Raw genomic sequence first — 26,338 nt, forward strand, 5'->3', positions numbered from 1 at the left:
GTCCTGCTCAATTTTATCGGTTTGGGTCATTGTTGTCCTATTCAAATTTAAGGCATAAAAAAAGGGCCTTTCGGCCCTTAGCATGCAAGTTTTTAAGATCTTAAATATCCATGCAGTTTGCGTAGTAAGTGACGGTTGACGGCCAGTCACTGAATACGCCCATCACGCCCACATCTTTCGCCAGCACATCAAGCACTTTCATCATGTCGCCGTCTTGGTCAATTTGCTCGCTCACGCTTTGGTAGTACCAACCACCGCCTTGCGCCAGCGGGCCAGAACGTTCAAGCGTCCACGCGATAATGTCTAGGTCAGCTTGCTTGGCCAGCTTCGCGTACTCTGACGGAACAATCTTCTTATCGTTATCCAGCGCCAACAACGCGTAGAGCGGTGGAGCGATGATGTTCACGCCCGCATCAGATAACGCTTTCATGTTGTCCAATGTTGCAACAAAGCCCTCTTTCTCGTACATACGGTCATCCAAATACACCGCTTGCTTACCGAATTCAGGCGTTTTGTTGATCCAGTATTTGACGTCATCCAGATTGAAAGACTGCACATACGCCTCTTTCGCACTAAAGCCCGCTTGCTTCAGCTCATCCACCAGCTTCTGCGCGTACATCTCTTGGCTAAAGCCGTTGAATGGCATCTCAACCGCAGCAGCTTTCAGCTCTGGCGTCACTTTTACGCCGTACTTCTTAAACAGTGCCGCACTCTCGGCGTGTGTCATCAAAGTACCCGTTTGTGAATATAGATCAGTACGCCAACCTGGAGTGCCTTGCATGTACTCTTCAACCGTGGTTGCTTTCGGGTTTGCGCCGTCCATCTTACCTTTCAGCGTCTTAAACTCAGCTAAGGTAAAATCAGACGTGCGGCACTCTACTTGTGCATCTTCGCCCGTTGCCGGATTCGCTGGTTTAAAAGGAACAGAACACTTTTTCGCAAGATCAGGGTGCGCCAAAACATCAGTCGTGGTGTGCAAGTCACTTTGCGAATGGCGACATACCAACTGCTTGTCTTTGGTAAACGTCACGTCACACTCCAACACGCCTGCACCCATCGCGATTGCCGCGAGGTAAGACTCCTTGGTGTGCTCAGGGAACTGCATCGCAGCGCCGCGGTGGCCGATAGAAAAGTCGGTACGATGAAAAGGGCCAGCACTGCAGCTTTGAAGTTTGTTTTTGAGTTCGCCGTCTTCCATGTCGTTAACCAGATACAGAGGTCGTGGGCCAACTTGCGCGGGCTCGTTGCCTGCCATAGCCAGTGAGCTGACGCCTAGCAATAGAGCGATACTACTCGTTAATATTTGCTTCATCGGTTTCTCCTTGCAGCAAAATTGTTTTATTTGATTTTTTAGCGCCCGTCACTAAAACACCCTTATATTTCAGTTTAATAACAGTATCGGATGTTTTATTCCTGTAACCGAGCAACCTCTCAATTAGCAGACTCTATGCCAAAAAATATAATCAATCTTTTCAAGGAGATAAAAACAAAAACGAATTACGTCACGACAATTGGGTCATTCGTGTCTCAAGGCCGATTTTGCGGTGTGATTTCCCGATTAGGCTTAAAACTTTCTTTATCCAGTTGGTGCTTTTTCATTTTACGATACAGCGTCTTACGAGGAAGGTTCAAACGTAGCGACACCTCGTTGATGTTGCCCGCCATCTCAATCAAAGCCTCGGTCAGCACGTTACGCTCGTACTGCTCCATTTGTTGCTCGAACGCAAAAGGCTGCCGCGATGAATAACTCTCTTCAGCTGACGTCGCAGGCGTTTGCAGATCAAAGCCATCACCGACAATGCCGAGAACAAATCGGTCCGCGACGTTCCGCAACTCGCGCACATTTCCCGGCCAATCGTGGCGGCATAGCTGCTGGATTTGCTCAGCGTAAAGGCTGGATGGACGGGTTTTGTATTTCTGACTTGCTTGCACTACAAAGTGCCTAAATAGGGCTTGAATATCTTCTTTACGCTGCCTTAGAGGTGGAAGGTTTAAGCTTGCGATATTCAGGCGATAAAAGAGATCAGAACGAAACTCACCGCTTTCACTCAACTTCGCTAGATCGGCTTTGCTCGCAGCTACCACGACAATATCCACCGGGATCAAGCTATTCCCACCGACACGTTCAATCACCCGCTCTTGGATCACACGGAGCAGCTTGATCTGTACCGCGATTGGCATACTTTCGATTTCATCCAGAAACAATGTACCGCCGTGGGCCTGTTCAATTTTGCCGATGCGCTTTTTATTCGCGCTTGTAAAGGAGCCCGCCTCATGGCCGAACAGCTCGCTCTCAATAATACTCTCTGTCATACCGCCACAGTTAATAGCGACAAACGGTTTATCTTTACGGTCACTGTACTCATGAAGCGCGCGAGCAATCACCTCTTTACCCGTACCCGTCTCACCGTTGATGATGGTATCGACGCCAGTGCGAGATAGCGCAAGCACCTGACTGCGAATCCGCTCCATCGCTTGCGATTCGCCAATCACGACCGATTCAATCGGCAGGTCTTTGGCGTCATTGAGATCCGGATGAGCCTGAATATGTTCAATCGCTAAGTTGAGCTTTTCGATCACTTCGTCGCTGTCGAGCGGCTTTTCGATAAAGTCGAATGCACCCTGCTTCATTGCTTCAATCGCCATCGGAATATCACCGTGACCACTCATCAAAATTACTTCGCAACCCGGCGCGCGATTTTGCACCGCATCGAGCAGCATTAAGCCATCCATCTGTGGCATTTTGACGTCACATAGCACAACGTTTTTCGAGTTTGACGAAAGGTACTTCAGTCCCTGTTTGGGATCGGTAAAGTAAGTGACGTGAAAACCCTCTAGTTCCAGCATCTCACTGACCGCTTCAACTACATCTATTTCATCGTCTATCAGCGTGACGTGCTTTTCCATATTCATGAGTTCTCGCCTTGTTTTAGTTGTACTTTAAACTCTGTGCCTTGCTTTGGCTGTGATGACACCTTAATCGAGCCACCAAAATCTTTAATGATGTTAAACGCGATCGACAGTCCGAGCCCGAGCCCTTTGCCGACTTCTTTACGGGTGTAAAACGGGTCAAAGATATGCGGAAGATCGTCTTCGGCGATTCCTTTACCGTTGTCTTTGACCGAGATGGTTATGTCGTTCAAGTGATGTTCAATACGCACCACGATGAGCGGATTCTCTTTATCACTCACCGCGTCCAGCGCGTTGCTTAATAAGTTCACCAAAACCTGTTCCAGTCGAATCGCGTTCGCGCGCACCATCTCATCTGCGGGAATGCTGCACTCGAGTTTGATTGGTATCTCGCGGTTAGCAAACAGTTCAATTGCGTCACTGACCACGGGCAATACGCACGTGGCCGAGACTTTGCCGTCGCTTTTACGAGAAAACGCTTTTAAGTGATGGGTTAACGCGGCCACCTTTTCAAGCAACTGCTCGATCTTTTGCAGATTGATCACCGCTTTGTCGGCACGTTGCTGTTTGAGCCATTTCTGCGCGCTTCTGACGTGGCTATTGACCGCGGTGAGCGGTTGATTGATTTCGTGCGTGATGCCAACACTTAGCTGACCAAGCGCAGCGAGCTTACCCGCTTGCACCAACTCATCTTGAGTAACACGTAAACGTTCCTCCGCGAGTCGGCGCTCTTCTACTTCCGCTTCCAATTTTTGGTTGGTCTGTTTAACCACTTTCGCCGTGGCTTGGAACACTTGCAGTGATTTAGCCATTTGCGTGATTTCGTCGTTACCTTTTACGGCGATTTTGGTATCGAGGTGACCGGTTGAAATCGCAAACATGTCGTCTTTCAGTCTCAGCAAACGCTCCAGAATGTTCTTACGCACGTAGAACCAAGCAATCGCCGCCGCCGCGAGCAAGCTAAACAGAGACAACGCCAGTGAAAGCGTTCTGTTGGATGCGAGCGAGCGCTGCGCCCTGACGATGGAAGCATCTATTTCCAGATTCACTTTCGAGGTGTTGCCTTCAATTTGGATTGAAAGCTGGTTGAGATACTCTCGGCTGTTTTGCAAAAAGTACTCTTGTTGATAATGATGCTCTAGGGCTTGGTTTTTTAGCTGATAGAGCTTACTGGAACGAGAAGCAAGGGTGTAAATCACCGACAGCTTTTCATCCAGTTCCGGACGCAGCTCCGATACGCCACTCGCCTGCCACAACCCACGCCATTCACGCCCGACTTGCTCAAGGCGGTAACTGGTGTAATCCAGCTCGTTGAAACTGCTATCGTTGTAAAGCTTTTCCACCAAACCAAGTTGATAATAGAGCAACGCTTTCAACTGGCTGTATTGGATCTTCTCTTTCTGCTCAGGCGGTAACAAATCCAGTTCATCACTCACTTGTTGCAGTAGCGGGTAAAAGCCTTCGAGTAGGTTTCTTAACTCTTGATTGAGTTGGCGGGATTCTTCACCGCTCTGATACAACAGACTCAAACTGTTACTCACCTGAGCGATGATGTCTTTAAAATAGGCGTAATATTCTGGAAAGCTCTCCATAGTGTTAGTCATTTGTTGGATATTGCTTTCGATACTCTGGATGGCTTGGCGACGCTCTAAGTTAGAATCGGCTTCGGTCAAGATCGAAGAGTCGGTGATCACCAGTCTCACCATGTCATTTAACCGAGCGGCTTGCTCTAAAGCGGGAATGTCTTTCTCTTTTAACTCCACCAGCGCTTGGTCAAGTCGATCAAAGGTGAACGTCGAGAACAGTGCCAGCAACAACGTGGTCATCGAAAGGATCGCCAGCGCAAGACCAAGGCGCAACTCAATTCCCTTCCATCGAAGCCAACGTTTAGACTGTGAGAAAGTGGATATGGTCGTTTTTGATTGCTTCATTGGGTGGCAGGTCAGCTGATTCACAACACCCTCTCCTTTTGCTCAGTACCGCACGTTGTCTACCTGTTTGGGATAGATGTGTACCAAATAGGAGTCGTTAACAAACTTAATAAAACATCACTACAATTTATTAATAAAGATGACAGTGCTCGTTTTGTGCATCAGATTCGTAGAAAGTTATGAAACCGATACTTTAATCAAACTTATTAGCTCGTCCCTTTTCTACTGATGTACCTTTTCTATTGATACAATAAAGGCTTACCGAAACTTAGGTACGTTAGTCATGCTTTAAATTTGCTCAACGTAGGCATAGATTATGTTGTATCATAACGTTTCATTCTGTTAATTATTTCGCTCACATGCCTTCTTCAATTTTTTCTGGGATCCCGGTTGGGGTCAGATACATGATTTTATCTGCCATGGGATTCGCCCTAATGTCAGCGTGCGTAAAGTACGTCAGCACGTACGGCATTCCTGTTTTTGAGATCGTCGCTGCCAGGGCATTGGTTTCGCTGATCCTGAGCTACCTAGATGTGAAAAGAAAACGCATCTCGATCTGGGGAAACAACAAGCCACTACTTTTCTTACGAGGCGCGGTTGGCACCGTCGCACTCATGTGTGTGTACTATTCAGTGACGACGCTCCCGCTAGCAGAAGCGACCATTCTTCAGTACGTTCACCCGGTGTTTACCGCCCTACTTGGCTTGTTGTTTTTGAAAGAACGCGTACAAGCACCAACCATTGCGTGTATCGCGCTGTGTTTGCTAGGCCTATTGGTCATGGTGCAACCGGCATTGAATGGTAATCAGGTGACTGAGTTACCACTATTTAGTATTGCCGCTGCGTTATTGGGCGCGTTCGGTAGTTCAATCGCTTATGTGGTGGTTCGTAAACTCAGCCAAACCGAAGACAGTTCGGTAATCATTTTCTACTTCCCACTGGTCGCGCTGCCGATTTCATTGCTGCTCATTGGAGACAACTTTGTCTGGCCAAGTCTGTTCCTGACTATGATGCTGATACTGGTAGGGATATTCACCCAAATTGGTCAATACGGTTTAACCAAAGCGATGCAAACCCAAGCGGCTGGGCAAGCTTCAGCATACTCTTACGTACAGATCGTATTCTCAGCTTTGATCGGAGTATGGCTGTTTAACGAGATCCCTTCCGTCTGGACGTATATCGGCGGTTCATTGATTGTGACAGGCGCATTGATTAACGTATTTGGAAAACAGGTCGTCAGACGTGCCAAAGCGCAATAGTTTGTCTGCCCAATTCGGAAAGGTATAAAAGTTAAGGCGAAGGCTGTAGATATTATGGAAGATCAGTCAAACAAGATTGCACAACTTGAACACACTATTGAGCAATTGAAAAAAGCGAACCAACGTCTCGAGGAAAAGCTCAACGCCGCGTTAGACGGTACGGGATTGTGTTTGTGGGAGCAACACGTCCCGACAGGTAGGCTCACCATCTTCAACATGGAATGGGGAAAAATGCTGGGATTTCAGCCACATGAGCTCGAAGCCAACGTTGAAACCTGGAAAAGCAAATTGCACCCAGACGACTACGATCTTGCGGTCGGGGCATTTGAATCGCACCTACATGGAGAGACAGAGGCGTATCAGGTCATTCACCGCATGATCCACAAAGACGGCAGCCACAGCTGGGTGTCGGACCGTGGAAGAATCGTCGAATACACACCTGAAGGCGAACCGCTGCGTATTATGGGAACGCACATCGACATCACCAACGAAAAACGCTACGAGCTAGAGTTAGCCAAACTCGCGACACAAGACCCGCTCACAAGCTTAATGAACCGCCAAGCGCTGAAATCGGCGTTTGACGAGCGAGCAGTGCTCTCCCCGCAAGACTCGTCTGCCTTGATCTTTATCGATGTGGATGATTTTAAGAAAGTAAACGACCACCTTGGTCATAAAGCTGGCGATCTGGTTTTAGTTCACATTGCGGATTGGATGAGAAAACTTGCCCCTCAGCACGCTAAAGTTGCCCGTATGGGCGGCGACGAGTTTGTTGTTTTCTGCCCACGCTACCACGCAGATCGAGTCCACCAGTTCGTCGATAGATTACTTAGCCAAGCCCACCAGCCGATCCGTCTAGAAAATGGTGAAGCACAGATTGGTTTTAGTATTGGGGTTTGCCAGTTTAGTAGTGCGTATCAAGATTTCGAAGTGCTCTATGAACACGCGGATCAGGCGATGTATCAAGTGAAGCGCAACGGAAAAAATGGCGTCTCATTTGTTTCGATTTAACTCGGTGCTTAGCGATAGAGAACCTAAGCAGGCTAAAGAGAGATGTATCTAAATGCTCACTAAGAAACTTGGAAAACAGTCCAGTCAGTGACAAACTGAACGTGGAAGACAGCATATGTAAAATTGGGGCTAACTGGTTCGGCATAATTTCTCCTTTTCTGTGATTAAGTTTAGGAGTGAGGCACGCCAAATAAAAACGATTAATATTTACAGATCCAGTTAGAAAAACTTACAGATGAAAAAACTTGCACCTCTCAAATCGATACACTCATTCGTCGCTGTAGCGGAAACAGGCAGCATGACAGATGCCGCGCTTCAGCTTAACGTCAGCCACTCCGCCGTGAGCCAGGCGATTAAATCTCTCGAACACCAAGTGGGTCAGCCAGTTCTCAACCCTTACCAAGATTTCTACTTTGCCTGTCAAAAAGACAAACTCAAGAATGAACACGTTTTGACGCTACGCAGTTGGCTACGCAGTGAGTTTACGGGGCCGTAAGTGAAAATTTCCCCTCAACTGAGCTATGGATAATTTAGCCAATTGAATTGGTGAGAGCGTCCCCCTTTACCTATACTCAGAAGTGGACCTCATACAGAAGGAGACTTGTATGACAATCTCTCACCGACTCGATCACTACATGGCAGAGCACGATATTCCGTTTCAAATTGTGCCCCACAGCCATAGTAACAGCTCATTGCAAAGTGGTGTCGCTGCTGGTATTCCATTGGTGAACTTAGCAAAAGGCGTGGTACTAGAAGATCATGAAGGACGTCATATCATGGCAGTGTTACCTGCCAACAATAAGATAAGCCTGTCCCGATTGGATGATGAATTTAGTGCGTCTTACCACTTAGTCAAAGAGCGTGAAATCTATCAAATGTTTACAGACTGCGATCATGGTGCAGTGCCTCCGGTTGGAAGCCCTTACCATATGGCCACCGTGTGCGATGAAATGCTCACTCACCTTGATTATGTGTATCTAGAAGCGGGTGACCATGAAACGCTTATTAAGTTGGATCAAGATGCGTTCTTGGCGCTCATCGACCCTATCCGAATTTTGCGTTTTAGTAGTCAAATTTTTCATTGATAACAAAGGCTTCTATCACTTTATTGTCTTTACTGACTTAATTGATTGATAGAAGCCTTTATGCCTCTAAGCGCTGAAGCGTTCCTTGAGTGTCAAGATGATATCTAGCAAGATCTTCGGCAAGAAAAAGCCTTCCGCTGTACTCACGCTGGGCTTCTTTTCTTATTTGCTCGATTGAGGTCTCTGCGTCAGGCTGGCTCTGATAACGGGCGCTAAAATGCGTCAAAATGAGATTGGGAATACTGACAGCCTGCGCGAACTTCGCCACCAGCGCACCGTAGCTATGCCCATACTCTTTCGCTTGCTGTGCTAATTCTTCAGAATACGTCGATTCATGTACGAGTACATGGCAGTTTTTACTGAGATTCGTCAACTTGTCAGGCTCACTATTGTCACCCGAAATAATCACTTTTCTTGGTTCATGTGCGTAATAAGTAAAATCTGCGCTTTTAAGTAACGTGTTCCCAAAGTGTACATCTTCTTCTTTCACTAACTGACCCCAAATCGGCCCCCTAGGAATGCGCTTCTTAGCCAGCTTTTCGAAGTCAAGATAACGTTTAATTGTCGACTCAGTAAATCCATACGCATAAGAGGGAACTCGATGAGTGAGTGCAGTCAACGTAATAGTAAATTGACCGATAGTGACTTCAGGTAACATCTCCGCGTCTAGAAAGTTGATCTGATAAGGCAGATAAAGCCCAGTCAAGGTTTGTGTCGCCTCAAACCACTCTTTTATGCCGTTGGGTGCAATAATCGTGAGTGGTTCTGTCCTACGATTCATCGCTGCGCTGGCGAGTAATCCGGGCAAACCATAGCAATGATCTCCGTGTATATGGGTAATCAAAATCGCTTGCAGATGGTTAACCGCCAACGGTGTATTTAAGAGCTGATGTTGAGTTGCCTCACCGCAATCAACCAGAAACCAACCTTTGCCTTTGCTTTCTTTCAGCGCTACCGCAGAAACGTTACGAGTTTTAGTCGGGACACCCGAAGACGTTCCTAAGAAATAGAGTTCCATGATCTCCTCGTGGGTAAGAATGTACAGATACTCTTAGATCATAGTTGATCAGGCTTCAGACTTTTTCCTTCTCCAACGTATTTTTGCCGTATTCCTGTTCTTAAAGTAAGAGAGCCAATAAAAAAGGTTGCGAAATGCAACCTCTTTGACTGTTGTTAACCAAGTTTGCAAAACGGAAAGTTATTACGCTAAACAGTCCATCGTTTAATTACATAACTATTTGGCTCACTATTGACCTTTAATACTTTAGCGGGCACTCCTGCTACTGTTGTATTTTCAGGAACATCTTTGATTACCACAGCCCCCGCACCAATTTTAACGTTACTATTGATTTTAATATCTTCAACAATGCATACGGATGGGCCAATATACACGTTATCTCCAATTGTCGCGGCTTGACCATGATTTGAACCGATCGTCGTAAATTGACTTAAATTAACGTTATTTCCTATTTTAGTGGTTGGATTTATTACAATACACTTACCGTGTCCAATAAATAAACCATACCCAATTTCAGTACTAGCAGGGATATCTATCATATATTTTCTTCCAACCCTATAGTGCTGAATTGTCGCTATGCCTCTTACTATTCTGCTTTTAGAAAATCTCTTAACTCGAAGCCAGAATGAAAATTTAAATCCACTATTTTTAACGTAATTCTTAAAAAAAGAACTCATGTTTACATTTTCTCTGCCTACATAACGACAAAGATCACTTTTTACATAATCAATCCACATAGTTAATACATAATATCTCGAAATTTATGCACAAAGTATCACATGATGTGGTTCTATAAAATAGGGATCGATGATGATTAATAATTAAGTTAACCATTAAAAATACGGTTATTCCAACTCTATTAAACCTTGTTACGGTAACGAGTCATCACCTCACTTTTGGGGTGATATTCATTCATCAATTGTTCAAGCAAACCCTCTGCTTTTAATCGTTCAAAACTTTGCATTAACGCCTTAACAACGGCTGGTGAGGTTTTGTTTCCAGTCACTAACCAAAGCTCTTGAGAGAGTTCGTCCACTTTGAGAACCTCCACAAATTCACTGGGCTTATAACCGTATTGCTCCACGCGATAATGAAAACTCGATTGAGTAAGAGGAGCGAAGTCGACACGTTTAGCGTGAAGCAGTTTAATCGCTTCTCTTCCATAGTGGACGGGAATGATGTTTTCTACGCCAATGTCTTTAATTAATGCTTCAAACGCACTCGCAGGCTGTGCAGCGACACTAAAACCCTTCAATTGCGACAAGTTTTTTATCGCCACACTTGGCCCAGAGATATGTCGGTAAACGGCCACTTCATAAGGTGAAACCTGACCTATCCAAGTGTATTGTGCTTCGCGAGACTGGGTTCTTGAAAGAGAGAAGAAAAGGACATTGCTGTTTCTCTGAGTCGTACGGATTGCACGCTTCCAAGGAACAAAATGAACGCCTGAGATTTCCATTGGCAGCGTTTTTGCCGCATCAGCGACCACAGCTTCCACAAATTTGACGACATAGCCTTCTGGTTTGCCATTGAGTTCAATTTGAAGAGGTGGGAATTCTTGAGTGTAGAGTTCAAGTGGGATAGGCGCGGCTATACTTGCACTGGTAAACGAGAGACATAGAACACCAGTTAGGATTCGTTTTAAATAACATGCAAGAATACGCACTTTAAAACTCTTAATAAGAAACGGTAGTAATAACCAATATCACTAATAGTCTCAGTAACTCGAAAATAAATTAAAAAGTTGGAAGCAAGGTAATGAAATTAGCTATTTTCATTATCAAATCGAACACTTGCTCATGACAGCAATCACACAACATCGACTTTTTAAAATGGCAACTCTATCTGCATCATCACATCACCATCGTACGTTTCGTGCCAGCGGTAATCGAGTCGCATTCGAGGTTGACCTGAGTTTCTTTCACCAATGCCTAAACTGAACTGTAAACCATGACTCAGAATCCAAGCCTCCGTTTCCATGTAGTCCAGTTGTGTTTCAAGTTCGTGCGGAACCCAAATGCCAATACCAAAATGACTGGTGGAAAGTGACTGAGTAATCAAAGGGTTCGTTTCTGTTTTCAACACCCAGTCAGACCAATAATCGGGATCGCTTTCCGATTCTTGTCTCGACAAATCGTAGTGTGCTTCCCCTTTCTCTACGTTGTAATCAATACCTGCGATAAGGGAAAAGCAGAGACTATCAGGAGAGTGAAACATTACAGATTCATTCGGCGTGTCCGTCGAGTACATCTCACACGCAAATAACAGCGTAGGAAACATGACCAGTGTAGGGAACATTGCTAGCAACGGTGTTATCTTCATACCTACTCTTCGAACCTCGAACACTCTTTACTAATATTGTTTGTTAATAATATTGTTTGTCGACCAACATTCGCCAAACTTTCGGTGTCGTTAAGTGAGAGACATCCGCTTTTATTTGCAGTGCATTTCGTATGTCGGTACTTCGCACATTGACCTTTTCTGGACACGCCATCACCGCCCAACGTTTTAAGATTTCCTCTGCGCGGTAAAACTTGGAAAAGTTTATTAGGTTATCGGGGCCCATAACAAACGTTAGCTCACAATCTTCACATTGTGCTTCCAATGCTTGTAAAACAGCAAAAGTTGTCACACTTTCTCCCGGCTGATACAACTTCTCCTCTATGGTCGAACGCTCAACGTTATCGACATCCAAATCGGAGATAAACGCATCAACCAGTGCGCAGCGCTCATCATAATCAAGCATATCTTTACCCCAGGCATGAGCGATACTCGGAAGCAATAAGACTTTGTCAAAATGAGAGAGCGATTCAATAACGCTCTTATGCCCTAACGTTGGCGGATTAAACGCACTACCAAAAACTGCAATTTTTTTCATTTTTTTCCTTAAATTTGGCTGAAAACTGTGAACGCAGTTTTCTAATTGATACTTTTAGGTATCATGTGAAAAAGCCACTTTACGATATTAACCCTCATTTTTCGTCAGAAAAGGGGATATCTTAAGGCGACTTGAATTTTAAACTACATTGCTTGCAGGAAGGAAACATAATGGAACAGTTGATTCGCGACGAGATGCATGTACTGCCATCTATTGAGCCTCAATATGAAATCACACGCCGTATCGACTTCATCAAACGTAAACTGCAAGAATCAGGGTGTAAATCACTGGTTCTTGGTATCAGCGGAGGCGTCGATTCGACCACCTGCGGCCGCCTTGCGCAGCTTGCAGTCAACCAGCTCAATGAAGAGCACGGTGGCGGGTATCAGTTTATCGCGGTTCGCCTTCCTTACGGAGAGCAAAGAGACGAAGACGAAGCGCAATTAGCCATTCGCTTTATCCAGCCTACTCATTCAGTTTCTGTGAATATCAAAGATGGTGTTGAGGGCATGCATGCTGCGACTCACACGGCTTTAGAAGGCACAGGTCTTATCCCGCAAGATGCTGGGAAAGTAGACTTTGTTAAAGGCAATGTGAAAGCTCGCGCGCGTATGATTGCCCAATACGAGATTGCAGGATATGTTGGTGGGCTTGTACTAGGCACAGATCACTCAGCAGAAAATATAACGGGGTTTTACACTAAGTTTGGTGATGGTGCTTGCGACCTTGCTCCTCTGTTTGGTTTGAACAAACGTCAAGTTCGACAAGTAGCTGACGCACTAGGTGCACCAGAGTTATTGGTTAAGAAAGTGCCAACAGCAGATCTTGAAGAGTTGGCGCCGCAAAAAGCCGATGAAGATGCACTCAACTTAACCTATGACCAGATCGACGACTTCCTAGAAGGGAAACCTGTCACCCAAGAGGTCATTGAACGTTTGGTACACATCTACACCATCACGCAGCACAAACGTCAACCAATCCCAACTATTTACGATTAATTTTTCAAGGTTCGAAGCTCACATAGGTTTTGCCGTGTGAGCTTTGAAATCCATGCCTGAAAAAGTCGCCCAAAGCGACCAAAGTCCACCCAACCACAATGACCAACGTATGACTAAGCTGTCAAAACTAACGGTTTTATGACGAGTTTTGCTGGCGTATACCCTTTATTTTCTCTAAAATACGCGATTGAAATCTAATTCCAGATTCAATGTTCTCGGTACAGGCCGCAATTATTAATGTGTAGCCCCTAATTCTGCCGTTTTTCGATAGCAATTAAGTGTTTTTATATGGATCAAGATAAGTTTACTAATATTTATCGCTTACCAACCGCCATTCAGATCCGAATTGGCAAATGGCAACAAACGTTCAATGGCACTTCTGATCTGGTGATGCATCAGGCGATTGAAACTCGCAACATGCAATACAAAAAACGGGACTATCTTCCTACAGGCTGGTGCGTGAAACTGTTTGATAAAGACGACATTTCAATCACCAACCACGGAAAATACATACAGACCGCGCTTCGCACCATGGTAGATCGCAAAGTTGCTTACAAGCGTATTTATCTGTCGCGTCTTCCGCTAGAACAAGCCGAACCCGCGTTGAATGCATTTAAACAAGAGTGGATTGGAAAGCACAACCACGTTGCGCGAAAATATAATCAGATTAAAAAGAAACAGTTTCTGCGTTTAGCGATGGATGAATTAGATACGCTATATCCGGCATTGGAAAAAGCAGAATTCGACCGAGTGCTTTGGAACAAACTGGTTCAAGCAGAACTCGGAAACCCAAAAAAATTCGATAACCCTTATTTTGTTAAGAAAGCAACGGTTTAAGCGCAACCGTTGCTTTCGATCAAGTAGCTAACGTTTCGGGAACGCAAGCATTAACTAACCAATCTCAATGGTTCTCTATCGATTAGTAATACTCAATCCCATCGCCTTGTTTGATTAATGTACCTGCTTGATTGCAGATGACTTTATCTAAATCAAACAAAGAACCGATGGCAGCGTTGCCACGTCCTGACTCTACAAACTTACATACTGCGTCGATTTTCGGTCCCATGGAACCCGCTGGGAATGAAAACTCAGACAGCCCTTTTGGCGTTGCAACTTTCATCTCTGCTTGATCAGCTTTGCCGTAATTTCGATAAATCGAACCATCAGTTAAAATTACGAATAAATCCGCATTGATCTTTTCCGCTAAAAGCTCTGCAGTTAAATCTTTGTCAATCACACATTCGACGCCAACACTGCGACCCTGTTCAATACAAACTGGTACACCTCCACCACCACAAGCAATCACGACATTGTCAGCAGTCAGCAAGGTTTCAATTTGCGAAACTTCAATGATCTCTTTTGGCATAGGAGACGGAACTACACGACGATAATATTCACCATCGGCTTTAAATACTTTGTCACTGCTTTCCATTAGTGCTTTCGCTTTTGCTTCACTGTATACAGGACCGACAAACTTAGTTGGATTGTAAAAGGCGGGGTCGTCTTTACTCACCTGTGTTTGCGTAACCAAAGTCGCAATGTTTAGACTAGGATCGCTATTTCTAAGTTCTTGCTGAAGCATGTATCCCACCATTCCGCAGGTTTCGGAGCCTAATACGTCCATCGGATAAGGTGTCGTGTCAGGAGAATATTCTTGATATGTCGCGTTTTGCTCCATCAGCAATCCAACTTGGGGCCCATTACCATGAACGATGACAACTTCATGATGTTTAGCAATCGCCGCGATACTCTCTGCTGCTTTTTGGATGTTTTCTCTCTGGTTTTCAGCAGTTAAAGCCTGACCACGAGCCAATAATGCGTTGCCGCCCAATGCTAATACGATGCGCATAAAACTATCCTCCAAATATGGGATAAAAATAATTCAATGAATGATTTAGTATTTGTCGACCCCAAGATTAAATAAATCTTGCCTTTAAATTCGTGACTTCAATCTCTTAAAACAGGCATGAATAAAGTGGGATAATTTCCAGTTGTTTTCTCTATTGAATATAAATCCGTATACCCATGTCTGAATTATTTATAATTGAATTAATTCGTACGTTGAGTTGAATAGTTAGCTTGTAGTCGCTCTCGTCAACACATAAAACTTTGTGCACCTTCTTAACCTCTATCACAAAATGGTATATGTTTTAATGCGACGAGGAATAAATATCCAAGGAATATCCAGTATGGACGGTATTGTGAATCATGAGATAACCCCACAAGATGTTTTGTTCTATTGGTTTGACGAGCTGACGCCTAATGATTGGTTTGCTGGCGATAATACTCTCGATAAAGCAATATCAGAGCGCTTTAGTCCATTGCTCAAAAGCGCCGAAAAGTCAGAGCTTTTCTCGTGGAGAACCACACCGCATGGGAGGCTGGCGGAGATCATTGTCCTAGACCAGTTCTCTAGAAACATTTATCGCGGCACGCCACAAGCGTTTACTCAAGATCCACTCGCGTTAGCCCTGGCTCAGGAAGCGATTCTTCTTGAAATGGATGAGCAGCTAACAACTACGGAAAAAGCATTTCTCTATATGCCTTTCATGCACAGTGAATCAAACATTATTCACGAAAAAGCGGTCGAGCTTTTTAATAAGCCAGGCTTAGAGAATAATTATGACTTTGAATTGAAACATAAAGTCATTATCGATCGTTTTGGTCGCTATCCCCATAGAAATGAAGTGTTGGGCCGAGAAAGTACGCTAGAAGAAATCGAATTTTTACAACAGCCCGGATCTCGCTTTTAAGCCTCCAAAAAATATAAGGGATATATTGTGAAAAAAGCGATTTTGGAGGATCATCAGGATCAGTTTGTATCCTATAGAGTGCGTGAAAACCTCGCTAACCCATTAGTGTACAAATCGTTCAGTAGCCACCCACAAACATAAGCTATTGATAAATATAATTTAAGCCTAAAAGTAAATCCATTACAACCAATGCAATCAAAAGCATATGAAAACACAATTGAGAATTGATATTATTTGCATTTTGATCGATAATCCCACTCCAATTTTAAAGACCTAGTGGTGAGGACAGAGTGAATCTGAAGCGATATTGCGTAGCAGGCGGCGTATCTTTAGCGGTACATGCGGCGTTTCTTTTTGTCGCCCATGAGCCAAAAGTGTTTGCTATGCCTACGGGTAATCAATCCACATCTGTTTCAATCAACTTTACTACGCAACCTACCCCTAAAGCGGTAGAAACACCTCCTACCGAGCAACCAGCAGAAAAGCCAGTGACTCCGCCACCGGTTAAAGAAAAAGTCGTCAAACAGGAAGAGCCGAAACCCGTTAAGAAGAAAGCCAAACCTGTTGAGAAAAAAAAGCCGGTCAAAAAGCAAGAACAACCCAAAGTTAAACCTCAAAAAGCCGTTGAGCAACCAAAGGCAAAGCAGGTGACACAAGAAAAACCTGCGGAGACGCATAAGCCAGAACCTGAAAAGCAAGCTACAGACCCTAAACCTGCGGTTTCGAATAAGGGCGCGTCTGCTCAACCCGTTCTTGTGCAAAAGCCTTCATTTTTGACCAACCCAACACCTCCAAATTACCCTCGCCTAGCAAGGAAAAGAGGTATTGAAGGCGTGGCCGTTTACGAAGTGTGGCTCGACAAAAATGGCAAACAAGTTAAGCAAGTTCTTATGAACTCTTCTGGTACCAAAATACTGGATAAAGCTGCATTGGATGCAATCAAAAAATGGAAATTTTCTCCGCATACCGTCGATGGCGTACGCATGGCCCATCGAGTTCAAATTCCTATACGTTTTAAGTTGGATAGATAATGGAACATTTACAGCAATTACAAGAAAACCTTGGCTTAATGGCATGGCCACTCATGATTTGTTCTGCTTTGACCGTCATGATCGTCGTAGAGAGACTTTTTCAAGTCGTCATCAGTTTGGGTGTGGGCAAACGAGCGATTCGCGCGGAACTGGAACAAATTTCACCAACAGATGAAGCAGAAATCGAACGCCTTGCGGAAAAGTTGGCACCAAGACGACCATTGCTTTACAAAGGTGTCGCCATGTTGCTGGCGCATCACTCTTTTTCAAAAACGCTAAGAGAAGATGCCGCAGGCATGTGGCTACAAGAGAAACGCCACCAGCTGAATTCTGGTTTAAGGCTGCTTACCTTAATTGGTGTCCTTAGCCCTTTAATTGGTCTGCTTGGTACCGTACTCGGTTTGATTGAGATGTTTAAAGGCGTTGCGGCCTCTACAGGCAATATTACGCCTAACGATTTAGCTGACGGCCTTGGCTTAGCGATGAGAACAACTGCCGCAGGTCTACTGATTGCACTCCCAGCAATTGCTGGCGCTCAATTACTTGGCTTATGGGCAGACAAAGTGATGGCGAAACTTGAGCACACGCTAAATTACGTGAACTTATGGCTAGAAGGCATTAGTGTTCAGCATGTCGCCTTAAATGGAAAAGCCAAAACCAAAGCTGCGACAGAGGCCAATGTATGATTAAGGCAAAAACGTCGGATAACCAACTTGGTCTGACGCCTGACTTGACACCTCTGCTAGACATCATTTTCATTGTTATGGTGTTTTTGATGCTGACGGCAGCAGTCAAATTAGACTCATTAGAAGTCGACTTGCCGACGACAGACTCTCAAGCCGTTTCTGAGGTTGAAAATAAGTCCATCACCGTCAACATTCTTGCGTCAGAGCCTCACTGGGCAATCGACAGCAAAGAATACATCAACTGGGAAAACTTCTCGATCGCTCTGCTGGAGCAACATAAGTCAAATGAGAAGCCCATCGTGATTGGCGCGGAAAAAACTGCTGAAGTACAGCATCTGGTTCAGTTGCTCGCTTTCCTGCAAGAAAACGGAATTCAGGCCACTCAACTTCTTACGGAAGAACCAACAAAGTAAGACGATACATTTCCAAAGACTGAAATAGGGAGCTCAATGAGCTCCCTATTTTTATTCAACCGATTAAAGCAAACGACGTCGCAACCCCGCCTTCTCCAAAATACGTGTTGATATTTCCTCTACCGAAAGCGACGACGTATTGATGTATGGAATGGCTTCACGTCGGAACAACGATTCTACGCTCGCCAATTCCGTCAAGCACTGCTCTGTACTGGCGTATTCGCTACCCGCAAGGCGATTCTCACGAATTTCCGTCAATCGTTCAGGATCAATGGTTAAGCCAAACAGTTTATGACGATGAATTTCAAACTCAGGAAGCAGCCTGAGTCGTTTGATGTCTTCTTCGATAAACGGGTAATTTACCACTCGCAGACCAAACTGCATCGCCATATAAAGGCTGGTTGGCGTTTTACCGCTTCGGGATACCCCCAACAGAATGATGTCGGCCTGTTCTAGCCCCTTCAATGTAATACCATCATCATGCGCTAGCGTGTACTCAACGGCTGCAATACGGTCAAAGTAGGTATCTGAGTCTTTCCCAACACTTCGCGAACGCTGTAATTTAGGCGAAGGATCCATCTGGGTGTCATCTTGTACTTTCTGCACAATACTTTCCAGCACATCGTAGCAATGCGCTGGTGCTTTTAGGAGCATCCGCTTAAGTTCTGGAATAACGATGGAGAAAAAAACCAAAGGCTTGACGCCGTTCACACGATTTGATGCCTCAATTTGTTTTAATAGCTCTTCCAGTTTGTCTTCACTTTCCACAAATGGGAAAGTCTTCTCATTAGTTTTGAATGAAAATTGACCTAGGACAACATGCCCTAAAGTCTCACATGTTATGGCCGTTCCGTCAGAAACATAGAATACATCACGACTTTGACTATCAATTTGCATATTTTATTTAAACTTTCAAATTCTTTTGAGTAGGATGAACACCATAATATAGATAACAAAGATAGGCTGACGTTACGTCCCCCACAGCTTTAAAAAATAGTGACTATTTTTTTGAGCTAAAGCGTAAACGTTTGCCTTTTAGAATCCCTACAAAGCTGCAATGTTTCGGAGATAGACATGCAAAACAATACCCTCTGGTTCAATGGCCTATCCATGGAAGATGTCGACAAAGTCGGCGGTAAAAATGCTTCACTTGGTGAAATGGTGTCTAACCTGTCAAACGCTGGTGTTTCAGTGCCAAATGGCTTTGCGACAACCTCTTACGCGTTTAATCAGTTCCTTGATTTCGAAGGTCTAGACGAGCGCATTCACCAACTGCTTGATGAACTAGACGTTGAAGATGTGGAAGCCCTGCGCAAGACTGGTGCAACCATCCGTCAATGGGTTTTAGAAGCACCATTCCCAGCAGATCTTGAACAAGATATCCGTACTAACTACCAAGAACTGATTGAAGGCAACACTGAACTGTCTGTTGCGGTTCGCTCTTCTGCTACCGCGGAAGATTTGCCAGATGCTTCATTTGCTGGTCAACAAGAAACGTTCCTGAACGTGAAAGGCATTGACGCAGTATTAGAAGCCACTAAGCACGTTTATGCTTCGCTATTTAATGATCGCGCTATCTCTTACCGCGTACACCAAGGTTTCGACCACAGAGGCATTTCACTATCGGCAGGTATCCAACGCATGGTACGTTCGGATAAAGCGTCTTCTGGTGTTATGTTCACTCTGGATACAGAATCAGGCTTTGACCAAGTGGTGTTCATCACTTCGGCTTGGGGTCTAGGTGAAATGGTCGTACAGGGCGCTGTGAACCCAGACGAGTTCTACGTACACAAACCACTGCTTGAAGCGGGCCAAAACGCTATCGTTAAGAAAACGTTTGGTTCTAAACTGACTAAGATGATCTACTCAACCAACCAAGAGATTGGTAAGCAGGTTGATATCGTTGATACTTCAGACGCAGAGCGCAGCGAATTCTCTCTAAACGAAGAAGAAATCAAAGAGCTAGCGAAACAAGCGATGATCATCGAGAAGCACTACCAGCGTCCAATGGACATTGAGTGGGCAAAAGATGGTATCGATGGCAAACTATACATCGTTCAAGCTCGTCCTGAAACCGTGTGTTCTCAGAGCGATCAAAACGTTATTGAGCGCTACGAACTGAACAACAAAGCAGAAGTATTGGTAGAAGGTCGTGCAATCGGACAACGTATCGGCAGCGGTAAAGTTCGCCTAGTAGATTCACTGGATCAAATGTCTCTGGTTCAAGAAGGTGATGTTCTGGTTACAGACATGACTGACCCAGACTGGGAACCAGTAATGAAAAAGGCTTCTGCCATTGTCACTAACCGTGGTGGCCGTACTTGTCACGCAGCAATCATTGCACGTGAGCTCGGTATCCCTGCTATCGTCGGTTGTGGTAACGCGACATCAAGCCTGACTGACGGCGCGACCGTAACTGTCTCTTGTGCTGAAGGTGAAACGGGTTACGTTTACCAAGGCGAACTGGACTTTGAAATCAAACGTTCTTCGGTTGACGAGCTACCACTGCTGTCTACGAAAGTGATGATGAACGTGGGTAACCCAGACCGCGCGTTTGATTTTGCTCAGATTCCAAACGAAGGTGTGGGCCTAGCGCGACTAGAATTCATCATCAACAAGATGATCGGCATTCACCCGAAAGCACTACTCAACTTCGATGCGCAAACTGACGAGCTAAAAGCAGAAATCACTCAACGTATTCGCGGCTACAAAGACCCAGTGGATTTCTACGTAAGCAAACTGACAGAAGGCGTGGCGACCATCGCAGCGGCATTCTGGCCAAAACGTGTCATCGTTCGTTTGTCTGACTTCAAATCAAACGAGTACAGCAACCTAGTCGGTGGCCAAGGCTACGAGCCGCACGAAGAAAACCCAATGCTAGGTTTCCGTGGTGCTTCTCGCTACATTTCTCCAGTGTTTGAAGACTGTTTCGAGCTAGAAACTCAAGCAATCAAACGCGTACGTAACGAAATGGGCTTGAAGAACGTTGAAATCATGATCCCGTTCGTTCGCACTCCAAGTGAAGCGGCATCGGTCATTGATTTGCTGGCTAAATTTGACCTACGCCGCGGCGACCAAGGTCTGAAAGTCATCATGATGTGTGAGCTGCCATCTAACGCGGTATTGGCTGACGAATTCTTGAAGTACTTCGATGGTTTCTCTATCGGCTCTAACGATATGACTCAGCTAACACTGGGCTTAGACCGCGATTCAGGTGATGTTGCTCACTTGTTTGATGAGCGTAACCCAGCAGTGAAAGTGATGCTTAAGATGGCGATTGATGCGGCAACGAAAGCGGGTAAATACGTAGGTATTTGTGGTCAAGGACCTTCAGACCATGACGACTTAGCAGAGTGGTTAATGGAGCAAGGTATTAGCTCTGTATCGCTAAACCCAGATACCGTTATTGATACGTGGCTAAAACTAGGCAACGTATCTACTAACTAATAATTAGACGAAATAACAAAGGCGGCTCAGTGAGCCGCCTTTTCTTTATCTAATAAACTTGAGTTGCGAAAGTTCGCCTTCACACCAATATTAGAACTTGTAACCGCCGCCAATCATAAATACCCAAGGGTCGATTTCAACGTCCGTTGTATGCTTTTCACCATTGAAAGTGTAATTCGCCTCCGTTTCGATATCGATATACCAAACTGACGCGTTAACAAACCAATCGTCTGTGAGCATGTAGTCGAGACCCGCATTAGCGGCTAGCCCCCAAGAATCATCCAAATCAAGGCCATCAAGACCCGCAGCTTTACCTTTGCCTTTAAACTCTTCATCAAAGAAGAATGTATAGTTAATACCTGCACCTACGTATGGACGAAACTTGCTTTCTGCCTGGCCAAAATAGTATTGCAACATAAAGGTTGGTGGGAGGTGCTTAGTATCTGCAATAGTCCCTAGATCAAGTAGATCTGTCTCAATATCATGTTTAAACGGCGTTGCTGCCAACACTTCAAAACTGATGTTATCCGTGAACATGTAGCCGAAAGTCAAACCCAGCTGGACGTCGGATTTCACTTCTAATTCATCACTACTACCTAAAATTTTATCACTGCTGTCATTAGGTACTACCGCAGCTAAACCGCCACGAACAATAAAGTCACCTTCTTTATGAGCAAGCGCACTCCCTGAAGCGAGAAGAGCAAAGACCGCGACACTGCATAATGTTTTTTTCATTGTAATTTCCTTAACGTAGGGCTTTGTAATTCATGACCTTTCGAGTCATTTTTATTTTGCGGGAAAAGTAGCACACAATAACCATACACTTTTGATGGAAATCAATTTATGTAACTTAGTAGCTATTCAATTACATTTATATCGATTAGATCACTCTCTTATGCAACATTAGTGACATTCATGTAATGCAGCTTTTGCGTATATCACATGAAAAAAAGCTCCCGAAGGAGCTTTATTATTTAAGTATCTTTTTAGCCAGCTGGTGTGTCTTTGCTTTGACGTGCAATTAAGGCTTCTTGTTCCTTTATCATTTTCGCAAATTCGTCCCTACGAGCTTTAAAGCCCGCCATTTCATTCTGCGGAACCGAGTTTGCCATCGGAATATTGGCTCGCATTGCATTAACTGGTCGGCCACGGTCGATGAGTTCATAGTGAATATGTGGACCGGTCACTCGCCCTGTTGAACCTGACAGACCTACGCGCTGACCACGTGATACTTTCTGACCTTTACGAACCAGGATCTTACTGAGGTGCAAATAACGCGTTTTGTAACGGTTACCATGCTCAACAACGACATACTTACCCGCATAAGGGTGGTTACGAGTCAGTATCACGACACCGTCACCAGTAGATACGATTGGCGTGCCTGTTGGAGTCGCCCAATCCGTGCCGTTATGAGGCGCAACACGGCCAGTTACTGGGTGTTTACGCGTCGGGTTAAAATTGGAGCTCAAGCGATAATTACCAAGGATAGGTTTACGTTGGAACGCTCGCTCTAGGCTTTCACCACTATAATCGTAATATTGACCGTCGGTATGAAGGTAGGCAGTCAATTCTCGGCCTCGATTCACAATTCGAATCGCTTGCAGTTCTTCATTCCCGGTGAATACACCATTGACAGTCTGACGTGATTGCACCACTTCAAACTTGTCACCCGCTCTTAAATCTCGAGAGAAATTTACTTTCTCTTTCAACAGAGTAACGATCTGGCTTACCTGCTTAGCCCCTAGACCGAGCGAGTAGACTGACTCAGAAAAGCTCCCATGAATGGACCCAACCAATGCACGAGAACTCCACTCCCCCGGAATCTTTATATCTTCAAACTCGTAACTTCCATCGTCTAACCTTGAGTAAACAGCGCTTTCTACCAAGCTAAAAACAAGTTCCATCTTCTGTAGATTGCCATTTTCGTCGTTTTTCCAAAAACGCAGCTTGTTACCTGGTTTCAATGTATCTAATGCCAGATAGTTAAGATCGGTTGCCATCACGCTCATTAATTCGCTATAGCCAAATCCAAGTTGTTCAAAAATCACACTTAGAGTGTCGCCCGACTGAATTGTATATTCATAGTCCGGCATATCTACATGCGAAAATTCAGCGTGTTTGAGTTCGGAAGTCACCTCCGACTCTGGAATAGACAAATCAATAGTACGAGTGAAAGGGTGATTGGGGTTTGTCGAAGAAAGCGCCACAGCGACCAGCACTGGTAGGCTCAAAAGTGACAACTTTTTTAAATTTGAAAGCTCATTTAGGCGACTCATTACTGTTGTTTTAGCGCACACAGCTTTACCCTTAGTACTAAAAGAAAGTGCTAAGATTACGAATTTATGGAAGATTTGTCACCTAGCGAATGTAAAAGTTAGATCAAAGAGAGGTGCGAATTTGCACCTCTCTAAAACAAAAAACTGACCGAATTATTGATAAGTGCTGACTAAGCTATTGTCTTCACCAAAAACATTCGGCTTGAACGTGTCAGATTGAGGGTCATTCACCCACTTATTGTCATCAACCAAATAGCGAAACTCGAAGTGCGCATCTTTAGGTAATCGAGTTTTAAACTTATAAGATTTCGTTTTAGCCACCTTCTTCATTTCTGCTGGTTGCCAATCGAGAAAATCGGCAACAATTGCAGCGGATTGCTCGACTTCTGATGCTGGCAGCTCAAAAGTAACCTCTACTTCATCCTTGGTTTTAAAATATCGTTTACTAATCATAATCTCTTCCCTAAACAGCAATTCTTTTCTAAGCAGCTCAAACAATAAGCAAGGTTCGTCGCTTTTACAACCGAATTTTTATTCAAGCAGGCGTAGTACTCCTGAGTTAGCCAATTCAAACTTTAACGTTGATTTTGATGTAGGAACATCTGCCATTGCTTGTCCCTCGCTGTGAGCATAAAAGCTTACGTCCAGCACATTATCCGTTAAAGAAATCGCCTCTACTTTAATCCGATCGCCAAGTAAATGGCTCTCTCTCGTGATCATCCGCTTTAAGGCCTCATCATAGTGGAAGCGCGTAAGATAGTAGAAAACGCCACTTCCTTGATTAGACACACTCATCACAGACACATAATCCGTGCTATTCACGGGCAGCATCCACTTTGTAAATATCGTTATATTCCCTCGCTCGGAACCAGCATCATAACGGCCTGTCACCACTTCAGAAGCTGCATCATTCGTTTCAATAAAACTATAGGCGTGACTGTTTGGCACTTCAATTGTCCATGGGTTAGGCGTTGAAATCCCAAACACGGATTTCAAAACTTCATCTTGATTTTGCTGTGTCCTTGGAAACTTATCGAGTATCTCTTGATCACTCATACTGAATCGATATAGACCTGCAACAACCACAATGATGAGAAGCAAAATAGGAATAAGCAGGATTAAAGGAACTGGAAGTAGACGTTTCTTCATTTTTTCTCTCAATAAAAATCTAAGTGAGTAATGTTACATTACTAACCCGTAACATTTGACCAATTCGGCTTTACTGTCCTAAAAATAGTGACATAGGCTTTATATCTTTTGTCTTCTATACGAATGGGAGTTGCAGTGAAGTCCAAAACGCAAGTACGTACTGCCGAATGTAGCTGCGGCCAGGTCAAACTTATATGTAATGGTGAACCTGAGCGTACAGCCATCTGCCATTGCTTTGAGTGCCAAAAAAGAACGGGAAGCGTGTTTGGTGTGCAAGCAAGGTTTAATAAAGAACAAGTCTCGTACAGTGGTGAAATGAATGAATACACCCGTATTTCAGATACAGGAAACCAAGTGACCTATTACTTCTGTCCTCGCTGTAGCACCACGATGCTACTTAGCCTGTCTGCCGCCCCAAACATCGTAGTTGTCCCCGTAGGAATATTTAACCATCAGGACCTACCCACACCCAGCTTCTCTGTCTATGAGTTAAGAATGCATTCTTGGGTTAAGTTCGACTGCCAAGTGGAACGTCACTTTTGATTGTTTAAGATCAAGTTGTTTCATAGATTTGAAGTGTTTAGTCATAGCTCTAACGGTATAATCCTTCTCTTCATACTGAGGGGCTGAATGTGATATCTAAATTACCGAAATGGGTAGAATACGGCGCTTTTCTACTCGCTTTATTGGCGGGCGTTGTGAATGCGATTGGATTACTTGGCTTTCAACACCAAGCCGTCTCACATGTATCAGGAACCTTCACTCTGCTGGGAACGCACCTCAGTGCGTTTGATCATCAAACTATCCACCTTCTTATGGTTGTGGTGAGTTTCATGTTAGGTGCGGTTTTAAGTGGGACATTCATCGAAGGAACAGCACTAAAACTTGGCCGACGATATGGAGTCGCGCTCTGTATAGAAAGTGGGCTTCTGTACATCGCTTACCTATTGCTTATGGATGGCGAACTCTCGGGTCAGTACTTTGCGTCTGCCGCATGTGGGCTACAGAATGCGATGATTACAACGTTCAGTGGCGCAGTCGTTCGCACCACTCATATGACTGGTATTATCACCGATCTGGGGATAATGATAGGTGCTCGTCTACGCGGTCAACATTTTGATTTTCGCAAAGCAAAACTCTTTATTTTTATTCTCTTCGGCTTTCTAGCTGGGGGATTGATTGGAGGAAAACTTTTCGTACTGTATTCTCTATCTGCTCTATTAATGCCCATTTTCTTTGCCCTGATATTGGCAATTTTTTATTGGTTCTACCTTTATGCATCTAATGACAAACATGTCAACCAAGATCACAAATAAAACAAAAAACCAAAGAAGTTAACATAATTACTACAATTATCTAGTAGAATCTCTTTGTATCGAATTTATTGTTGAATATTTAACGATGATTAATGAATAGTATTGCAAAGAGATTCCAAAGGCATTACTCTCCATCCGTATGACGATATATGGATGTTTAGTGAATATATATGCCAACTT

Annotated in this window: 26 protein-coding genes and 1 pseudogene; 13 read left to right on the forward strand and 14 right to left on the reverse strand. The window is 44.4% G+C overall.

Going from position 1 to position 26,338, the window contains the following annotated elements; translation table 11 throughout:
• Window positions 1-100: 100 nt before the first annotated feature.
• The 3 genes from NP165_RS16010 to NP165_RS16020 all read right to left on the reverse strand — a co-directional run bounded on the left by NP165_RS16010 (window position 101) and on the right by NP165_RS16020 (window position 4,841).
• Window positions 101-1,312, reverse strand: coding sequence for a glycerophosphodiester phosphodiesterase family protein (locus tag NP165_RS16010; protein WP_257086750.1), 1,212 nt, complete (start codon window positions 1,310-1,312; stop codon window positions 101-103).
• 215 nt (window positions 1,313-1,527) lie between these two features.
• Entirely contained in the window at window positions 1,528-2,913 is a 1,386-nt protein-coding gene (locus NP165_RS16015) for a sigma-54-dependent transcriptional regulator (RefSeq protein ID WP_257086751.1), read from the reverse strand.
• Window positions 2,910-4,841 carry an ATP-binding protein gene (locus tag NP165_RS16020; protein WP_257086844.1) on the reverse strand — a complete coding sequence of 644 codons (1,932 nt, stop codon included), beginning with the start codon at window positions 4,839-4,841 and terminating at the stop codon, window positions 2,910-2,912. Before NP165_RS16020 ends, NP165_RS16015 begins: the two co-directional genes overlap by 4 nt.
• 359 nt (window positions 4,842-5,200) lie before the next feature.
• Here NP165_RS16020 and NP165_RS16025 point away from each other — a divergent pair, with 359 nt between their 5' ends.
• The 4 genes and pseudogenes from NP165_RS16025 to NP165_RS16040 all read left to right on the forward strand — a co-directional run bounded on the left by NP165_RS16025 (window position 5,201) and on the right by NP165_RS16040 (window position 8,193).
• Window positions 5,201-6,100 carry a DMT family transporter gene (locus NP165_RS16025; protein ID WP_257086752.1) on the forward strand — a complete coding sequence of 300 codons (900 nt, stop codon included), beginning with the start codon at window positions 5,201-5,203 and terminating at the stop codon, window positions 6,098-6,100.
• Between the two features lie 54 nt (window positions 6,101-6,154).
• Window positions 6,155-7,108 carry a GGDEF domain-containing protein gene (locus NP165_RS16030; protein ID WP_257086753.1) on the forward strand — a complete coding sequence of 318 codons (954 nt, stop codon included), beginning with the start codon at window positions 6,155-6,157 and terminating at the stop codon, window positions 7,106-7,108.
• A 235-nt stretch (window positions 7,109-7,343) separates the two neighbouring features.
• A pseudogene (locus tag NP165_RS16035) lies at window positions 7,344-7,502 on the forward strand (LysR family transcriptional regulator); the annotation flags it as partial.
• Between the two features lie 211 nt (window positions 7,503-7,713).
• A complete protein-coding gene (locus NP165_RS16040) occupies window positions 7,714-8,193 on the forward strand; it encodes an aminoacyl-tRNA deacylase (RefSeq protein ID WP_257086754.1) in 480 nt (159 codons plus the stop codon).
• A gap of 58 nt (window positions 8,194-8,251) precedes the next feature.
• Here the strand turns inward: NP165_RS16040 and NP165_RS16045 are convergent, their stop codons facing one another.
• The 5 genes from NP165_RS16045 to NP165_RS16065 all read right to left on the reverse strand — a co-directional run bounded on the left by NP165_RS16045 (window position 8,252) and on the right by NP165_RS16065 (window position 12,089).
• Window positions 8,252-9,211 carry a ribonuclease Z gene (locus tag NP165_RS16045; RefSeq protein WP_257086755.1) on the reverse strand — a complete coding sequence of 320 codons (960 nt, stop codon included), beginning with the start codon at window positions 9,209-9,211 and terminating at the stop codon, window positions 8,252-8,254.
• Between the two features lie 188 nt (window positions 9,212-9,399).
• Window positions 9,400-9,948, reverse strand: coding sequence for a serine O-acetyltransferase (locus NP165_RS16050; RefSeq protein WP_257086756.1), 549 nt, complete (start codon window positions 9,946-9,948; stop codon window positions 9,400-9,402).
• Window positions 9,949-10,070: 122 nt separating this feature from the next.
• Window positions 10,071-10,877 (reverse strand): substrate-binding periplasmic protein, encoded by an 807-nt coding sequence (locus tag NP165_RS16055; protein ID WP_257086757.1) that lies wholly within the window; start codon window positions 10,875-10,877, stop codon window positions 10,071-10,073.
• A gap of 161 nt (window positions 10,878-11,038) precedes the next feature.
• The gene (locus NP165_RS16060) at window positions 11,039-11,533 is read right to left on the reverse strand and encodes a hypothetical protein (protein WP_257086758.1); all 495 of its coding nucleotides are present in this window, start codon (window positions 11,531-11,533) and stop codon (window positions 11,039-11,041) included.
• A 43-nt stretch (window positions 11,534-11,576) separates the two neighbouring features.
• Complete coding sequence (locus NP165_RS16065; protein ID WP_257086759.1) at window positions 11,577-12,089, reverse strand: nicotinate-nicotinamide nucleotide adenylyltransferase; 513 nt, start codon at window positions 12,087-12,089, stop codon at window positions 11,577-11,579.
• A gap of 170 nt (window positions 12,090-12,259) precedes the next feature.
• Here NP165_RS16065 and nadE point away from each other — a divergent pair, with 170 nt between their 5' ends.
• On the forward strand, window positions 12,260-13,087 hold the full coding sequence (gene nadE / locus NP165_RS16070) for an NAD(+) synthase (RefSeq protein WP_257086760.1): 828 nt from the start codon (window positions 12,260-12,262) through the stop codon (window positions 13,085-13,087).
• Window positions 13,088-13,375: 288 nt separating this feature from the next.
• Window positions 13,376-13,924 carry an MSHA operon transcriptional regulator gene (locus NP165_RS16075; RefSeq protein ID WP_257086761.1) on the forward strand — a complete coding sequence of 183 codons (549 nt, stop codon included), beginning with the start codon at window positions 13,376-13,378 and terminating at the stop codon, window positions 13,922-13,924.
• A gap of 82 nt (window positions 13,925-14,006) precedes the next feature.
• On the opposite strand, the gene NP165_RS16080 is transcribed toward NP165_RS16075, so the two are convergent.
• A complete protein-coding gene (locus tag NP165_RS16080) occupies window positions 14,007-14,936 on the reverse strand; it encodes a carbamate kinase (protein WP_257086762.1) in 930 nt (309 codons plus the stop codon).
• A gap of 340 nt (window positions 14,937-15,276) precedes the next feature.
• Between NP165_RS16080 and NP165_RS16085 the strand changes: the two genes are divergently transcribed.
• The 4 genes from NP165_RS16085 to NP165_RS16100 all read left to right on the forward strand — a co-directional run bounded on the left by NP165_RS16085 (window position 15,277) and on the right by NP165_RS16100 (window position 17,970).
• The gene (locus NP165_RS16085; protein WP_257086763.1) at window positions 15,277-15,840 is read left to right on the forward strand and encodes a DUF924 family protein; all 564 of its coding nucleotides are present in this window, start codon (window positions 15,277-15,279) and stop codon (window positions 15,838-15,840) included.
• Window positions 15,841-16,130: 290 nt separating this feature from the next.
• A complete protein-coding gene (locus tag NP165_RS16090; RefSeq protein ID WP_257086764.1) occupies window positions 16,131-16,871 on the forward strand; it encodes an energy transducer TonB in 741 nt (246 codons plus the stop codon).
• Window positions 16,871-17,557 carry a MotA/TolQ/ExbB proton channel family protein gene (locus NP165_RS16095; RefSeq protein WP_257086765.1) on the forward strand — a complete coding sequence of 229 codons (687 nt, stop codon included), beginning with the start codon at window positions 16,871-16,873 and terminating at the stop codon, window positions 17,555-17,557. Before NP165_RS16090 ends, NP165_RS16095 begins: the two co-directional genes overlap by 1 nt.
• Window positions 17,554-17,970, forward strand: coding sequence for an ExbD/TolR family protein (locus tag NP165_RS16100; RefSeq protein ID WP_257086766.1), 417 nt, complete (start codon window positions 17,554-17,556; stop codon window positions 17,968-17,970). The genes NP165_RS16095 and NP165_RS16100 overlap by 4 nt, the downstream gene beginning before the upstream one ends.
• Window positions 17,971-18,033: 63 nt before the next feature.
• Here the strand turns inward: NP165_RS16100 and ppsR are convergent, their stop codons facing one another.
• Window positions 18,034-18,867, reverse strand: a complete 834-nt coding sequence (gene ppsR / locus NP165_RS16105) for a posphoenolpyruvate synthetase regulatory kinase/phosphorylase PpsR (protein WP_257086767.1) — start codon at window positions 18,865-18,867, stop codon at window positions 18,034-18,036.
• Between the two features lie 177 nt (window positions 18,868-19,044).
• Between ppsR and ppsA the strand changes: the two genes are divergently transcribed.
• Window positions 19,045-21,417 (forward strand): phosphoenolpyruvate synthase, encoded by a 2,373-nt coding sequence (gene ppsA / locus NP165_RS16110; RefSeq protein ID WP_257086768.1) that lies wholly within the window; start codon window positions 19,045-19,047, stop codon window positions 21,415-21,417.
• Window positions 21,418-21,507: 90 nt separating this feature from the next.
• Here the strand turns inward: ppsA and ompW are convergent, their stop codons facing one another.
• The 4 genes from ompW to NP165_RS16130 form a co-directional block, all read right to left on the reverse strand.
• Window positions 21,508-22,152, reverse strand: a complete 645-nt coding sequence (ompW, locus tag NP165_RS16115) for an outer membrane protein OmpW (RefSeq protein WP_257086769.1) — start codon at window positions 22,150-22,152, stop codon at window positions 21,508-21,510.
• Between the two features lie 251 nt (window positions 22,153-22,403).
• Window positions 22,404-23,693: a peptidoglycan DD-endopeptidase ShyA gene (gene shyA, locus NP165_RS16120; protein WP_257086770.1), complete on the reverse strand. Its 1,290-nt coding sequence runs from the start codon at window positions 23,691-23,693 to the stop codon at window positions 22,404-22,406.
• 153 nt (window positions 23,694-23,846) lie between these two features.
• The gene (locus tag NP165_RS16125) at window positions 23,847-24,146 is read right to left on the reverse strand and encodes an isoamylase early set domain-containing protein (RefSeq protein ID WP_257086771.1); all 300 of its coding nucleotides are present in this window, start codon (window positions 24,144-24,146) and stop codon (window positions 23,847-23,849) included.
• Between the two features lie 78 nt (window positions 24,147-24,224).
• A complete protein-coding gene (locus NP165_RS16130; protein WP_257086772.1) occupies window positions 24,225-24,842 on the reverse strand; it encodes a hypothetical protein in 618 nt (205 codons plus the stop codon).
• 135 nt (window positions 24,843-24,977) lie between these two features.
• Between NP165_RS16130 and NP165_RS16135 the strand changes: the two genes are divergently transcribed.
• Both NP165_RS16135 and NP165_RS16140 read left to right on the forward strand, forming a co-directional pair.
• Window positions 24,978-25,385, forward strand: coding sequence for a GFA family protein (locus NP165_RS16135; protein ID WP_257086773.1), 408 nt, complete (start codon window positions 24,978-24,980; stop codon window positions 25,383-25,385).
• An 89-nt stretch (window positions 25,386-25,474) separates the two neighbouring features.
• Window positions 25,475-26,158, forward strand: a complete 684-nt coding sequence (locus NP165_RS16140) for a YoaK family protein (RefSeq protein ID WP_257086774.1) — start codon at window positions 25,475-25,477, stop codon at window positions 26,156-26,158.
• The last annotated feature ends 180 nt before the right edge of the window (window positions 26,159-26,338 follow it).

This window comes from Vibrio japonicus (genome assembly GCF_024582835.1).
GTDB classification, from domain to species: Bacteria; Pseudomonadota; Gammaproteobacteria; order Enterobacterales; family Vibrionaceae; genus Vibrio; species Vibrio japonicus.